Source organism: Cupriavidus sp. H39, assembly GCF_050271075.1.
GTDB classification, from domain to species: Bacteria; Pseudomonadota; Gammaproteobacteria; order Burkholderiales; family Burkholderiaceae; genus Cupriavidus; species Cupriavidus necator_B.
Genome location: NZ_CP189848.1, coordinates 2,393,092 through 2,408,477, shown reverse-complemented (window position 1 = coordinate 2,408,477; position 15,386 = coordinate 2,393,092). Strand labels below are relative to the sequence as shown.

Annotated in this window: 11 protein-coding genes; all 11 read left to right on the top strand. The window is 65.8% G+C overall.

Going from position 1 to position 15,386, the window contains the following annotated elements:
- Window positions 1–73 precede the first annotated feature (73 nt).
- Window positions 74–1,390 carry a sn-glycerol-3-phosphate ABC transporter substrate-binding protein UgpB gene (gene ugpB, locus ACOCMH_RS26505; RefSeq protein WP_427310081.1) on the top strand — a complete coding sequence of 439 codons (1,317 nt, stop codon included), beginning with the start codon at window positions 74–76 and terminating at the stop codon, window positions 1,388–1,390.
- 148 nt (window positions 1,391–1,538) lie between these two features.
- Window positions 1,539–2,420 (top strand): sn-glycerol-3-phosphate ABC transporter permease UgpA, encoded by an 882-nt coding sequence (gene ugpA / locus ACOCMH_RS26500; protein WP_427310080.1) that lies wholly within the window; start codon window positions 1,539–1,541, stop codon window positions 2,418–2,420.
- Between the two features lie 11 nt (window positions 2,421–2,431).
- Window positions 2,432–3,280 (top strand): sn-glycerol-3-phosphate ABC transporter permease UgpE, encoded by an 849-nt coding sequence (gene ugpE / locus ACOCMH_RS26495; protein WP_427310078.1) that lies wholly within the window; start codon window positions 2,432–2,434, stop codon window positions 3,278–3,280.
- Window positions 3,281–3,319: 39 nt separating this feature from the next.
- Window positions 3,320–4,420, top strand: a complete 1,101-nt coding sequence (locus ACOCMH_RS26490) for a sn-glycerol-3-phosphate import ATP-binding protein UgpC (RefSeq protein ID WP_171516921.1) — start codon at window positions 3,320–3,322, stop codon at window positions 4,418–4,420.
- A gap of 1 nt (window position 4,421) precedes the next feature.
- The gene (gene ugpQ, locus ACOCMH_RS26485) at window positions 4,422–5,168 is read left to right on the top strand and encodes a glycerophosphodiester phosphodiesterase (protein WP_427310076.1); all 747 of its coding nucleotides are present in this window, start codon (window positions 4,422–4,424) and stop codon (window positions 5,166–5,168) included.
- 329 nt (window positions 5,169–5,497) lie between these two features.
- Complete coding sequence (locus ACOCMH_RS26480; RefSeq protein WP_427310074.1) at window positions 5,498–8,350, top strand: 2-oxoglutarate dehydrogenase E1 component; 2,853 nt, start codon at window positions 5,498–5,500, stop codon at window positions 8,348–8,350.
- A 90-nt stretch (window positions 8,351–8,440) separates the two neighbouring features.
- Complete coding sequence (gene odhB, locus ACOCMH_RS26475) at window positions 8,441–9,694, top strand: 2-oxoglutarate dehydrogenase complex dihydrolipoyllysine-residue succinyltransferase (protein WP_427310072.1); 1,254 nt, start codon at window positions 8,441–8,443, stop codon at window positions 9,692–9,694.
- Window positions 9,695–9,797: 103 nt separating this feature from the next.
- On the top strand, window positions 9,798–11,222 hold the full coding sequence (lpdA, locus tag ACOCMH_RS26470; RefSeq protein WP_427310070.1) for a dihydrolipoyl dehydrogenase: 1,425 nt from the start codon (window positions 9,798–9,800) through the stop codon (window positions 11,220–11,222).
- A gap of 88 nt (window positions 11,223–11,310) precedes the next feature.
- A complete protein-coding gene (gene zapE, locus ACOCMH_RS26465; RefSeq protein ID WP_427310068.1) occupies window positions 11,311–12,408 on the top strand; it encodes a cell division protein ZapE in 1,098 nt (365 codons plus the stop codon).
- A gap of 103 nt (window positions 12,409–12,511) precedes the next feature.
- Window positions 12,512–15,094, top strand: coding sequence for a heavy metal translocating P-type ATPase (locus ACOCMH_RS26460; protein WP_427310066.1), 2,583 nt, complete (start codon window positions 12,512–12,514; stop codon window positions 15,092–15,094).
- Window positions 15,095–15,096: 2 nt separating this feature from the next.
- Window positions 15,097–15,243 (top strand): cbb3-type cytochrome oxidase assembly protein CcoS, encoded by a 147-nt coding sequence (gene ccoS, locus ACOCMH_RS26455; RefSeq protein WP_010809469.1) that lies wholly within the window; start codon window positions 15,097–15,099, stop codon window positions 15,241–15,243.
- Window positions 15,244–15,386 lie beyond the last annotated feature (143 nt).

Sequence of the window (15,386 nt, the reverse complement as noted above, 5' to 3'; positions counted from 1 at the left end):
CCGCTGTCATAAAAGAATCACATGCTGTCGGATTTTCGACTGACTGCTATAGACAGACCAAGGAGAGCCACAGATGTCCGTATCCCGTACCGTGCTCAAACTCGCCGTGCTGGCGGCCCTGACCGGGGCCGGCAGCGCGCATGCCGCCGTTGAGATCCAGTGGTGGCACGCCATGCAGGGCGCGCTGAACGACAAGGTGAACGAGATCGCCAACAAGTTCAACGCCAGCCAGTCCGAATACAAGGTAGTGCCGGTCAACAAGGGCAATTACGACGAGACCATGGCGGCGGGCATCGCCGCGTTCCGCGCCGGCGGCGCGCCGGCGATCCTGCAGGTGTTCGAGGTTGGCACCGCCACCATGATGAGCGCCAAGGGCGCGATCAAGCCGGTGTCGGCGGTGATGAAGGACGCCGGCGAAAAGTTCGACCAGAAGGCCTATATCCCCGCGGTGGCGGGCTACTACACCTCGTCGAAGGGGGAGATGCTGTCGTTCCCGTTCAACAGCTCGACCACGGTGTTCTACTACAACAAGGACGCCTTCAAGAAGGCGGGCCTCGATCCGGAAAAGCCGCCCAAGACCTGGCCCGAGGTGATGCAGTACTCGGCCAAGCTCAAGGCCTCGGGCACCAACTGCGCCTATACCACCGACTGGCAGGGGTGGGTCCACCTGGAGAGCTTCTCGGCCTGGCACAACACGCTGTTCGCCACCAAGAACAACGGCTTCGGCGGCACCGACACGCGCCTGGTCTTCAACAGCCCGCTGCACGTCAAGCACATCACCAACCTGCAGGACATGGTGAAGAAGGGCTACTTCAGCTATGGCGGACGCAAGGCCGAATCGCAGGCCAAGTTCTATAACGGCGAGTGCGCCATGTTCACCGGATCGTCGGCGTCGCTGGCCAATATCCGCAAGAACGCCAAGTTTGCGTTCGCGGTGGCGCAGCTGCCGTACTACCCCGAGGTGCAGGGCGCCCCGCAGAACACCATCATTGGCGGCGCGTCGCTGTGGGTGATGGGCGGCAAGAAGCCTGACGAGTACAAGGGCGTGGCCAAGTTCTTCAATTTCCTGTCGCGGCCTGAAATCCAGTCGGACTGGCACCAGGCCACCGGCTACCTGCCGGTGACGATGGCCGCCTACGAGATGACGAAGAAGTCGGGCTACTACGACAAGAACCCCGGCGCCGACGTGTCGGTGCAGCAGATGGTGGTCAAGACCACCGACAAGTCGCGCGGCGTGCGCCTGGGCAACATGGTGCAGATTCGCACCGTGGTCGACGAAGAGCTGGAAGCCGTCTGGGCCGGCAAGAAAGAACCCAAGGCCGCGCTGGACTCGGCCGTGGCCCGCGGCAACGACCTGCTGGAGCGTTTCCAGAAAACCGCGCGCGAGTAAGGCGCCAGGCCTTGCCAGCAGGCTGACGTGACAAGCGGGCGGCGGCGAAACCTCCGCCCGCTTGCTTTGTGGCCGGTGCCGACCGGCGCCGCGTGCCACTTCGTACCTAGTCCGATGCCGCCATCCGCGGCATCCCCGGAATCCGTTCATGGAAAAACGCGTCGTTTTCCGTTCGCCGTGGCTGCCGTATCTGCTGGTGCTGCCGCAGATCGCGATCACGCTGATCTTCTTTTTCCTGCCCGCCGGGCAGGCGCTGTACCAGTCGATGCTGCAGCAGGATGCCTTCGGCATCAACCTGGACTTCGTCGGCCTGGACAACTTCCGCATGCTGTGGAACGACCCGCTTTATGTCGAGTCGTTCCAGACTACCGCGATCTTCGCCGTGGGCGTGACGGTGGTGGGCCTCAGCACCGCGCTGCTGCTGGCGTATTTTGCCGACCGCATCATCCGCGGCGCTGTCGGCTACAAGACCCTGCTGATCTGGCCGTATGCGGTGGCGCCGGCCGTGGCGGGCGTGCTGTGGATGTTCATGTTCAACCCGACCCTGGGCGTGGTGTCGTTTGCGCTGCGCAAGCTTGGCGTCGAATGGAATTTCCTGCTCAACGGCAACCAGGCCCTGCTGCTCGTGGTGCTGGCCGCGGCCTGGAAGCAGATCAGCTACAACTTCCTGTTTTTCCTGGCCGGGCTGCAGAGCATCCCGCGCTCGCTGATCGAGGCCGCTGCCATCGATGGCGCGGGGCCGTGGCGCCGCTTCTGGTCGATCGTGTTCCCGCTGCTGTCGCCGACCACTTTCTTCCTGATGGTGATCAACGTGGTCTACGCGTTCTTCGACACCTTTGCCATCATCGACGCGGTCACGCACGGCGGACCCTTCAATTCGACCAACACGCTGGTCTACAAGGTCTTCCATGACGGCTTCCGCGGCATGGACATCGGCGGCTCGGCCGCGCAGTCGGTGGTGCTGATGGTGATCGTGATCGCGCTGACCGTGGTGCAGTTCCGTTATGTGGAACGCAAGGTCCAGTACTGACAGAGGCAACCATGGTAGAACGTCGTCCCTTTCTGGATTTCCTGAGCCACGCGGTGCTGATCCTGGGCATCGTGATCGTGGTGTTCCCGGTGTACCTGACCTTTGTCGCGTCGACGCTGACGGCCGAAGCAGTGCTCGATGCGCCCATGACGCTGATTCCCGGCAGCCACCTGATCGAGAACTATCGCACCGTGCTGTTCCAGGGCGTGGGCGAGGCCGCGTCGCCGGTGTCGACCATGATGAAGAACAGCCTGATCATGGCGCTCGGCATTGCGCTGGGCAAGATCGCGATCTCGATCATCTCGGCCTTTGCCATCGTCTATTTCAAGTTTCCGCTGCGCAAGACATTCTTCTGGCTGATCTTCATCACGCTGATGCTGCCGGTGGAGGTGCGGATCCTGCCCACCTACAAGGTCGTGTCGGACCTGGGCCTGCTGGACAGCTACTTCGGCCTGACCATCCCCATCATCGCGTCGGCCACCGCCACCTTCCTGTTCCGCCAGTTCTTCCTGACGATTCCCGACGAGTTGGCCGAAGCCGCGCGCATCGACGGCGCCGGGCCGCTGCGCTTCTTCTGGGACGTGGTGCTGCCACTGTCGCGCACCAGCATCGCGGCACTGTTCGTGATCCAGTTCATCTACGGCTGGAACCAGTACCTGTGGCCGCTGCTGATCACCACGCAGAAGTCGATGACGCCGGTGGTGGTCGGCGTCACGCAGATGATTTCGCGCTCGGGCGATGCCGCCACCGACTGGAACCTGGTGATGGCCACGGTGATGCTGGCGATGATCCCGCCCGCGGTGGTGGTGGTGCTGATGCAGAAGTGGTTCGTCAAGGGCCTGGTCGAAACGGAAAAATAAGGCGTGGCGCGCCACGTGCGCGCGCGCAGGACAAAAGCAATGGCAAAACTGTCACTACGCAACGTTCAGAAAACCTACGCCGGCGGCACCCAGGTCGTGCATGGCATCGACATGGAGATCGCCGACGGCGAGTTCATCGTCATCGTGGGGCCGTCGGGCTGCGGCAAGTCCACGCTGCTGCGCATGGTGGCCGGGCTGGAAACCATCACCGGCGGCGAGATCCATATCGGCGACAAGGTGGTCAACCAGCTGGAGCCGGCCGAGCGGGACATCGCCATGGTGTTCCAGAACTACGCGCTCTACCCGCACATGAGCGTGTACGACAACATGGCCTACGGCCTGAAGATCCGCGGCATGGCCAAGGCCGAGATCGCGCAGCGGGTGAACCACGCCGCCGGCATTCTTGAACTGGCGCCGCTGCTTGACCGCAAGCCGCGCCAGCTCTCGGGCGGGCAGCGCCAGCGTGTGGCCATGGGCCGCGCCATCGTGCGCGAGCCGGCGGTATTCCTGTTCGACGAGCCGCTGTCCAACCTCGACGCCAAGCTGCGCGTGCAGATGCGGCTGGAACTGAAGGAACTGCACCGGCGCCTGGGCACCACCAGCCTGTACGTGACCCACGACCAGGTCGAGGCGATGACGCTGGCTGACCGCATGATGGTGCTCAACGCCGGGCGGGTCGAGCAGATCGGTACGCCGCTGGAAGTCTACGCGCGGCCGGCCAGCACGTTCGTGGCGGGCTTTATCGGCTCGCCGCCGATGAACCTGATCCCGGTGGCGCGCAATGCCGGCGGCGACAGCGGCGCGCAGATGCGCGTGGTGGCGAAGGAGGGCGAAGCCGCCAACGCTACCCTGGGGCACCTGCCGATGGGGCTGCACCTGCCGGAACAGGCGCTGCTGGGGCTGCGGCCCGAGCATATCGAACCATGCGCCGCGCATGAGGCGATCGCCGAAGTCGATGTGCGCGTGGTCGAGGCGCTGGGCGCGGATTCCTTCGCCTACGGTTCGCTCGGCGGACAGGCCGTGGTGGTGCGGCTGGACAGCCATGCGCGCGTGCATGCCGGCGACCGCCTGCCGGTGACCTCGTCGGCCGAGCACCTGCATTTCTTCGCGCCGGATACCGGCAAGCGCATCGAGGCCTGACATGACCACGGCAACCGCAAGCGCCTGGCGCTATCCCAGCCACATCGCGCACCGCGGCGCCGGCAAGCTGGCGCCGGAGAACACGCTGGCCGCGTTCCGCCACGGCGCCGGCTTTGGCTACCGCATGTTCGAGTTTGACGTGAAGCTGTCGGCTGACGGCAAGCCGGTGCTGATGCACGACGCCACGCTGGACCGCACTACCAGCGGCCAGGGCAGGGTGGATGCCCTGACGCTGGGCGAACTGGCGCTGCTGGATGCCGGCAGCTGGCACGGCCCGGCCTTTGCCGGCGAGCCCGTGCCGACGCTGGCGGCGATCGCGCGCTACACCCGGGCTAATGGCTTTGCAGTCAATATCGAGATCAAGCCCGTGCCCGGCACGGAGGCGCGCACCGGCGCCGCAGTGGCCATTGATGCACAGTCTTTGTGGGCCGGCGCTGAGGTGCCGCCGCTGTTGTCGTCGTTTTCAGAGGAAGCGCTAGCCGCCGCTGCGCGCGTCGCGCCCGACCTGCCGCGCGCGCTGCTGCTCGACCAGCTGCCCGCGAACTGGCTGGAACGGCTGCGCCAGCTGGGCTGCGTCGCGCTGGATGCGAACCATCGCGAACTGGATGCCAGCGTCATCGCCGCCGCGCATGCGGCCGGCTTGCGGGTGCTGGCCTACACCGTCAACGACCCGGCGCGGGCAGCGCAGTTGCTGGCATGGGGCCTGGACGGGCTGATCACCGACGCCGTCGACCAGATTGCACCCTGATCGAGATTATTGTGCGAATGTTGCGAATTCGCTGAATGCCGGTCGAATTGTCGATCCGATGTGTTTCGCATTCCGAAAAGTCCACATTGATCCAAGGCAATCCGTGCTATCCTTACCGCCGTGAAGACTTAAGGTCCTTCCCCGCACAACTTGCCCTTTCGGGCCTTGTGAGGCGGCCATCACACGCGGCACCCTGGCGGTGCCGTTTGCGTAGGTGCCTTCGTCAGGCTCCCAAGAGTTGTTTGCGATCCGCTAACCGGTCAAGCCGTGTCGCGGAAGGTTGAATAACCCGCTGAACTCCGGCAGACCCGGAGAAAAGTGAGCGTCCCATGATGCAGCAGTATCAGAGCAATTCGTACCTCTTCGGCGGTAACGCCCCCTATGTCGAAGAACTGTACGAAGCCTACCTCCAGAACCCCGCCTCGGTTCCCGATAATTGGCGCGCGTACTTCGACGCCATGCAGAACGTTCCCGCCGTCGACGGCTCGAACGGCCGGGATATCCCCCACGCTCCCATCGTTGCCTCGTTCGCCGAGCGCGCCAAGCAAGGCCCCATCCGTACCATCGTTGCGTCGGCTGATTCCGACATGGGCCGCAAGCGCGTCGCTGCCACCCAGCTGATCGCCGCCTACCGCAACATCGGTTCGCACTGGGCTGACCTGGACCCGCTCAAGCGCCAGGAGCGTCCGCCCCTGCCGGATCTGGACCCGGCCTTCTACGGTTTTTCCGAAGCCGATCTCGATATCGTCTTCAACGCCAGCAATACCTATTTCGGCAAGGAGTCGATGAGCCTGCGCGAGCTGCTCAACAACCTGCGCGAAACCTATTGCGGCACCATCGGCTTCGAATTCATGTACGTGAGCGACCAGGCGCAGAAGCGCTGGTGGCAGGAGCGCCTGGAAACCACGCGTTCCAAGCCGGTGTTCACGCTGGAAAAGAAGAAGCACATCCTTGACCGCCTGACCGCGGCGGAAGGCCTGGAGCGCTTCCTGCACACCAAGTATGTCGGCCAGAAGCGCTTCTCGCTGGAAGGTGGCGAGAGCTTCATCGCCGCCATGGACGAACTGATCCAGCACGCCGGCAGCAAGGGCGTGCAGGAAATCGTGATCGGCATGGCCCACCGCGGCCGCCTGAACGTGCTGGTCAACACCCTGGGCAAGATGCCCGCCGACCTGTTCGCCGAATTCGAAGGCAAGCACGTCGACGACCTGCCGGCCGGCGACGTCAAGTACCACAAGGGCTTCTCGAGCGATGTCTCGACCGAAGGCGGCCCGGTCCACCTGTCGCTGGCGTTCAACCCGTCGCACCTGGAAATCGTCAACCCCGTGGTGGAAGGCTCGGCCAAGGCCCGCCAGGAACGCCGCGGCGAAGTCGGCCACAAGGAAGTGCTGCCGGTGCAGGTGCACGGCGACGCCGCCTTTGCCGGCCAGGGCGTGGTGATGGAGACGCTGAACCTGGCGCAGACCCGCGGGTACGGCACGGGCGGCTCGATGCACATCGTCATCAACAACCAGATCGGCTTCACCACCTCGGACCCGCGCGACGCCCGTTCGACGCTGTACTGCACGGACGTGGTCAAGATGATCGAGGCCCCGGTGCTGCACGTGAACGGCGACGATCCCGAAGCCGTGGTGTACGCCATGCAGCTGGCGGTGGACTTCCGCATGGAGTTCAAGAAGGATGTCGTGGTCGACATCATCTGCTTCCGCAAGCTGGGCCACAACGAGCAGGACACCCCGGCGGTCACGCAGCCGCTGATGTACAAGAAGATCGCCCAGCACCCCGGCACGCGCAAGCTGTACGCCGACAAGCTGGCCGCGCAGAAGCTGGTCCCGCCCGAATTCGGCGACGAGAAGGTCAAGGAATACCGCGCCGCGATGGACGCCGGCAAGCACACCGCCGACCCCGTGCTGTCGAACTTCAAGAACAAGTTCGCCGTGGACTGGATGCCGTTCCTGAACCGCAAGTGGACCGACGCCGCCGACACCGCCGTGCCGGTGACCGAACTCAAGCGCCTGGCTGAACGCATCACCACCACGCCCGAGACGCTCAAGCTGCACCCGCTGGTGGAGAAGGTCATCAAAGACCGCGCCAACATGGGCCGCGGCGACCAGCCGCTGGACTGGGGCATGGGTGAGCACCTGGCCTTCGCCTCGCTGGTGTCGTCGGGCTATCCGGTGCGTATCACCGGCCAGGACGCCGGCCGTGGCACCTTCACCCACCGCCACGCCGTGCTGCATGACCAGGCGCGCGAGCGCTGGGATGCCGGCAGCTACGTGCCGCTGCAGAACGTGTCGGAAAACCAGGCACCGTTCACGGTGATCGACTCGGTGCTGTCCGAAGAGGCCGTGCTCGGCTTCGAGTACGGCTACTCGGCCGCCGAACCGAACGCGCTGGTGATCTGGGAAGCCCAGTTCGGCGACTTCGTCAATGGCGCCCAGGTGGTGATCGACCAGTTCATCTCGTCGGGTGAAGTGAAGTGGGGCCGGGCCTCGGGCCTGACCCTGATGCTGCCGCACGGCTACGAAGGCCAGGGCCCGGAGCACAGCTCGGCCCGTATCGAGCGCTTCCTGCAACTCTGCGCGGACCACAACATGCAGGTCTGCCAGCCGACCACGCCGGCCCAGATCTTCCACCTGCTGCGCCGCCAGATGATCCGCCTGTTCCGCAAGCCGCTGGTGATCATGACACCGAAATCGCTGCTGCGTAACAAGGACGCCGTGTCGCCGCTGTCGGACCTGGCCAAGGGACACTTCGAAACGGTCATCCCCGACCACGAAGAACTCAACGCCAGCAAGGTCAAGCGCATCATCATGTGCTCGGGCAAGGTCTACTACGACCTGGTCAACACGCGCAAGGAACGCGAGGCCAACGACACCGCCATCATCCGACTGGAACAGCTGTACCCGTTCCCGCACAAGGCGCTGGCCGCGGAACTGAAGAAGTACCCGAACGCCAACGAGATCCTGTGGTGCCAGGACGAGCCGCAGAACCAGGGCGCCTGGTTCTTCGTGCAGCACTACATCATGGAAAACATGACGGATGGCCAGAAGCTCGGTTATGCCGGTCGTCCCGCCTCGGCTTCGCCGGCGGTGGGCTACTACGCAAAGCACAACGAGCAACAGAAGGCGCTGCTGGAGGCGGCCTTCGCCAAGCTCAAGGGCTTTGTTCTGACCAAGTAATCAGTCGGCAGCCACGGCGGCGCGCGCAGGCGAGCGCCGTGGCATCGCCAGCATCAAAGACAACACGCATAACACGAGGAATTCACCACCATGGCTATCGTTGACGTCAAGGTTCCGCAACTCTCCGAATCGGTCGCCGAAGCGACCATGCTCAACTGGAAGAAGAAGCCGGGCGAAGCCGTTGCCCAGGACGAGATCCTGATCGAAATCGAAACCGACAAGGTCGTGCTGGAAGTGCCGGCGCCGTCGGCGGGGGTGCTGTCGCAGATCGTCAAGAACGACGGCGACACCGTCGTGGCCGATGAAATCATCGCCAAGATCGACACCGAAGCCACCGCTGGCGCCGCCGCCCCGGCCGCCGCTGCTCCGGCTCCCGCTGCCGCCGCGCCGGCCCCGGCCGCTGCTGCTGCTCCGGCTGCCAACGGCGCCGTGGCGATGCCGTCGGCTGCCAAGCTGATGGCCGAAGCCGGTCTGTCGGCTGGCCAGGTTGCCGGCACCGGCAAGGATGGCCGCATCACCAAGGGTGACGTGCTGGGCGCGGCCGCCGCGCCGGCTCCCGCCGCCAAGGCTGCTGCTCCGGCTCCGGCAGCCAAGCCCGCGCTGCAGCAGGTTTCGGCCCCGGTCGACTTTGCCGCCCTGGGCGACCGTCCGGAAGAGCGCGTGCCGATGAGCCGCCTGCGTGCCCGCATCGCCGAGCGCCTGCTGCAGTCGCAAGCCACCAACGCCATCCTCACCACCTTCAATGAAGTCAACATGAAGCCGGTGATGGACCTGCGCAACAAGTACAAGGACCGCTTCGAGAAGGAACACGGCGTGAAGCTGGGCTTCATGTCGTTCTTCGTCAAGGCCGCGGTGCACGCGCTGAAGAAGTTCCCGCTGATCAACGCCTCGATCGACGGCAACGATATCGTCTACCACGGCTACTTCGACATCGGCATCGCGGTGGGTTCGCCGCGCGGCCTGGTGGTGCCGATCCTGCGCAACGCCGACCAGATGAGCCTGGCCGACATCGAGAAGAAGATCGCCGAGTTCGGCGTCAAGGCCCGTGACGGCAAGCTGTCGCTGGAAGAGCTGAGCGGCGGCACGTTCTCGATCTCCAACGGCGGCGTGTTCGGCTCGATGCTGTCGACCCCGATCATCAACCCGCCGCAATCGGCCATCCTGGGCGTGCACGCTACCAAGGACCGCCCGGTGGTGGAAGACGGCCAGATCGTGATCCGCCCGATGAACTACCTGGCGATGTCCTACGACCACCGCATCATCGACGGCCGCGAAGCCGTGCTGGGCCTGGTCGCCATGAAGGACGCGCTGGAAGATCCGGCCCGCCTGCTGCTGGACCTGTAATAAACGGTCCCCCCGCGCACGCGCTGCTGTGCGCGGGGAACGCACTCCCCGTGATCACGGCGCGCCGGCACGAACTGCCGCCGGCGCCCAACAAGGAATTTCCATGAGCAAACAATTCGACGTGCTGGTGATCGGCGCCGGCCCCGGCGGCTACATCGCCGCGATCCGTGCCGGCCAGCTGGGCCTGAACGTGGCCTGCTGCGAAGGCAATGCGTATGACGATCCCAAGGGCGAAACCCGCCTGGGCGGCACCTGCCTGAACGTGGGCTGCATCCCGTCCAAGGCGCTGCTGGCTTCCTCGGAAGAATTCGAGAACGTCCAGCACCACCTGGGCGACCACGGCATCACCGTGGGCGACGTCAAGGTCGACGTGGCCAAGATGCTCAAGCGCAAGGACGATATCGTCGGCAAGATGACCAAGGGCATCGAGTTCCTGTTCCGCAAGAACAAGGTGACGCTGCTCAAGGGCTACGGCAAGTTCGTCGGCAAGAGCGCCGAAGGCTTCCAGGTCGAGATCGCCGGTGAAGTGGTGACCGCCAAGCAGGTCATCATCGCCACCGGTTCGAAGGCCCGCCACCTGCCCGGCATCAAGGTCGACAACGACTTGATCAGCGATAACGAAGGCGCGCTCAAGTTCCCCACGGTGCCGAAGAAGCTGGGCGTGATCGGCGCCGGTGTGATCGGCCTGGAGCTGGGCTCGGTGTGGCGCCGCCTCGGTTCCGACGTGACCGTGCTGGAAGCGCTGCCGGCGTTCCTGGGCGCCTGCGACGAAGGCGTGGCCAAGGAAGCGCAGAAGCAGCTGACCAAGCAGGGCCTGAAGTTCAGCCTCGGCGTGAAGGTGGACGAAGTGACGACCGCCAAGAACGGCGTGACGGTCAAGTACACCGACAAGGATGGCAAGGCGCAGACGCTGGAAGTCGACCGCCTGATCGTGTCGGTCGGCCGCGTGCCCAATACCGACAATCTGGGCCTGGATGCAGTCGGCCTGGCGGTCGACCAGCGCGGCTTTATCGAGGTGGACGACCATTGCGCCACCAAGGTGCCGGGCCTGTGGGCCATCGGCGACGTGGTGCGCGGCCCGATGCTCGCGCACAAGGCCGAGGACGAAGGCGTGGCCGTGGCCGAGCGCATCGCCGGCCAGAAGCCGCATATCGACTACAACTGCGTTCCGTGGGTGATCTACACCTTCCCGGAAATCGCCTGGGTAGGCAAGACCGAAGCCCAGCTCAAGGCCGAAGGCCGCGAGTACAAGGCCGGCCAGTTCCCGTTCATGGCCAACGGCCGTGCGCTGGGCATGGGCCACGCCGACGGCTTCGTCAAGATGCTGGCGGACGCCAAGACCGACGAGATCCTGGGTGTGCACATCGTTGCCGCCAACGCCTCGGACCTGATCGCCGAAGCCGTGGTGGCGATGGAATTCAAGGCCGCCAGCGAAGATATCGGCCGCGTCTGCCATCCGCACCCGTCGATGTCGGAAGTCATGCGCGAAGCCGCGCTGGCCGTCGACAAGCGTCAACTCAACATGTAAGGCGCGTGTCTTTCGTTGCCTGAATACCGGCGCGCCGCTCTGCGGCGCGCCGTTTTCACTTGCGGCCCATGCCGCGTGAGCCCCGAGCATGAACGTCACCGAGTACTACGAGAAGGAACTGAAGGAGCGCGGCTACCAGTCCGACGAGGCCCAGCTGCGCGCCGTGGCCCGGCTGCAGCAGTGCTACGACGAATGGGTCGCCTACAAGGGCCGCCGCAACAACGCGCTGAAGAAGCTGCTGGTGCGGCCAGACGTGCCGCAGGGCGTCTACATGTGGGGCGGGGTGGGGCGCGGCAAGTCGTTCCTGATGGACAGCTTCTATACCTGCGTGCCGGTGGTGCGCAAGACGCGGCTGCATTTCCATGAATTCATGCGCGAGGTGCACCGCCAGCTGGAAGAGCTGCGCGGCCGTCCCGATCCGCTGGACGAACTGGCCAGGCGCATCGCGCGCCGCTTCCGCCTGATCTGCTTCGATGAATTCCATGTCAGCGATGTCGCCGACGCGATGATCCTGCATCGCCTGCTGCAGCAGCTGTTCGACAACGGCGTGCAGTTCGTGATGACCTCCAACTATCGCCCGGACCTGCTGTATCCGGACGGCCTGCACCGCGACCGCGTACTGCCCGCCATCGCGCTGCTGCAGCAGAAGCTGGAGGTGCTCAATGTCGATGCCGGCATCGACTACCGCAAGCGCGCGCTGGAGCAGGTGCAGGCCTACCATACGCCGCTGGACGCCAAGGCCAACTCGGCGCTGCGCGACGCCTTCACCTCGATTGCCGGCGTCGCCGATGAGTCCCCGCTGCTGCATATCGAGCACCGCGAACTGCGCGCACTGCGCAAGGCCAACGGGGTGGTGTGGTTCGACTTTGCCACGCTGTGCGGTGGCCCTCGCTCGCAGAACGACTACCTGGAACTGGCCTCGCAATTCCATACGGTGATCCTGTCCGACGTGCCGCGCATGACGCCGCGCATGTCGTCCGAGGCACGCCGCTTCACCTGGCTGATCGACGTCTTCTATGACCACAAGGTCAAGCTGCTGATGTCGGCGGAGGTGCCGGCCGACGAACTTTATACCGAAGGGCAGATGGCCAACGAATTCCATCGCACCGTGTCCCGCATCATCGAGATGCAGTCGCGCGAATACCTGGAATCCGAGCGCCGCACCATGGATACGTCGCTTACCTGAGCGCCGTTTCAGGCCCGGGCGATGATAGCCGGGCCGCCTTGATCTATATCAAGCGGAAATCGGGGGCGGGCCTATATCCTCGACTGGGTAGAAAAAGGTACCCATGTCGCCGCCCCCAGCCTCCAGTCCTTCCGCCAGCTTGCTGGCGCCATTCCCGCCGCCCGCAGGGCGCGCTGGCGCCGACGCGGCCGCACACGCCGCCCCCGCATCGCTGGCCTGCTTCCATTGCGGCTTGCCGGTGACCGATGCCGAGCCGCTCGCCGCGGACCTGGACGGCGGCCGCCGCGTATTCTGCTGCGGCGGCTGCCAGGCCCTCGCGCAGACCTTACATGCCGCTGGCTTTGCCCACCTGTACGGCGATGAGGCCCGTTTCGCCCGACCCATCGACGATGAATCCCGGCGTGAAGCTGAACCGATCTGGGCCGCCTACGATACCCCGGAACTGCGCGCGCAATTTGTTCGCCCGCTCGACGGCGGCCGCGCCGAGATCACGCTGGCACCCGAGAACATCCGCTGTGCCGCCTGCGCCTGGCTGATCGAACAGCAGCTCTGCCGCCAGCCGGGGGTGGAGTCGGCGATGGCCAACGTCGCCACGCGGCGCGTGGTGGTGCGCTGGCGCGACGGCGCCCAGACGGTGTCGGGGCTGCTGGCCGCGCTGGCCGGCATCGGCTACATGGCCTGGCCCTTCGAAGTCTCGCGCACCGACCAGCAAGACCGCCGCGCGCGCCGCGGCCTGCTGATGCGCATGGCGGTGGCCATGCTCGGCATGATGCAGGTCATGATGTACGCATGGCCGATCTATACCCACGAGGCCACCATCGATCCCGGCCAACTCCAGCTGATGCGCTGGGCCAGCTTCGCGCTGACCTTGCCAGTGGTGTGCTACGCCGCCTCGCCGATCTTCGCCGGTGCCTGGCGCAGCCTGCGCCAGCGCCATATGGGCATGGACGTGCCGGTGGCGATTGGCGTCGCCGCGGGCTTTGCCGCCAGCGCGCTGGCCACGGTGCGCGGCGTCGGCGAAGTCTATTTCGATTCGGTGACGATGTTCGTCGCGTTCCTGCTGTTGGCCCGCTACCTTGAACTGCGGGTGCGCCAGGCCTCGCGCAGCGGTGCCGAAATGCTGGCGCGCCAGTTGCCCGCTACGTGCGAGCGGCTGTCCGGAGCCGGTGCGGCGGGCGAACGTATCCCGGTCGCGCGCCTGCGCGCGGGTGACCTTATCCGCGTCAAGGCGGGCGAGATCGTCCCGGCGGACGGCGCGGTGACGTCGGGCGCCAGTGAACTCGATGAATCCATGCTGACCGGCGAAAGCCGCCCGGTGCGCCGCTGCGCTGGCGACACCGTGCTCGCCGGCAGCTTCAATACGGCCAGCCCGCTGGAACTGCGCGTGACGCGCGTGGGCGCCGGCACCCGCCTGGCCGAGATCGTCGCGGTGCTGGACCGCGCGCTGGCGGAGAAACCGCGCCTGGCGACGCTGGCCGACCGCGTGGCGGGCTGGTTCGTGGCGACGCTGCTGGCGCTGGCGGCACTGACCGGCATGGTCTGGGGCCTCTGGATCGATCCGTCCCGGGCCTTGCTGGTAACGATCGCGGTGCTGGTGGTCAGTTGCCCCTGCGCCTTGTCGCTGGCCACGCCCGCGGCACTGGCCGCGGCCGGCGCGGCGCTGTCGCGGCGTGGCGTGCTGCTGGCGCGCGGCCACGCGCTCGAAACGCTGGCCCGCGTCACCGACGTGGTGCTCGACAAGACCGGCACGCTGACGGAAGGACGCTTTGCCGTGGCGGCGGTCGAGCCGCTGGGCGAAGTCGATTCCGCCCAATGCCTGGCGCTGGCCGCGGCGATGGAGCGCGGCGGCGAGCATCCGATCGCGCGCGCGCTGGTGGCGGCGGCACCGGACCACGCCGGCCTGCCGCTGCAGGTCAGCGACATGCGCAATGTTCCCGGGCAAGGCCTGGAGGCGATGGTGGCGGGTCGCCAGTTGCGCCTCGGCCGTGCCGATTTTGTATCCGCACTGGCCACCTCGGCAGCAGGGCGAGATGGCCAGCTCGCGCGGATGGCTTCAGGCGACCTGGCGCATCCGGGCGCCACCGTGGTCTGGCTCGGCGCAGAGACCGGACCGCTGGCGCGCTTCATCCTGGCCGACGTCCAGCGCCAGGAGACCGCTGCGTTGCTGGCCCGCCTGCACGACCTGGGCGTGCGCTGCCACCTGGTCTCCGGCGACAACGCCGCGGCCGTGAACTGGTGGGGACTGCATTTCGGTATCGACCGCGTCGCCGGAGAAGTGACACCCGAAGGCAAGCGCGACTATGTGGCGCGGCTGCAGCAGGGTGGGGCGGTGGTGCTGGCGGTCGGCGATGGCATCAACGACGCGCCGGTGCTGGCGCAGGCGCAGGTGTCGATTGCCATCGGCAGCGGCGCGCCGCTGGCCCAGGCCGGCGCGGACGCGGTGTTGACGCACGGCGGCGTGGCCGAGATCGCGACGGCGCTGGCCGTGTCGCGCCAGACGCGCCGGGTGGTGCGCCAGAACCTGGGCTGGGCCTTTTTTTACAACGTAGTCGCCATTCCGCTGGCGGCGACAGGACTGGTCACGGCGTGGATGGCCGGCATTGGCATGTCGTTGTCTTCGCTGCTGGTGGTCGCCAATGCCTGGCGCCTGCTGCGCGCGGGCAAGCCGCGGCAACACGGAGCCTGACGATGGAAACGCTTTACCTGCTGGTGCCGATGAGCCTGGTGCTCGTGGTGGTCATCGCAGGCGCGCTGTGGTGGGCGCTTCATGCCGGGCAGTACGACGACCTGGACCGGCCTGCCGAATCGATCCTGCTGGACAACGACAAGCCATGAGCCTGCAGCGCGTGCCTCGGACCAGAGCCGCGCACGCAGGTTCAAGACGTGCCCGGAGCGGCTTGATAAAGATCAACGCACCTTTGGCGTGGTTTTTCTAAAGTCACACTGTCAGTAGGTTTTTTATTTTCTCTAAGCTTTGG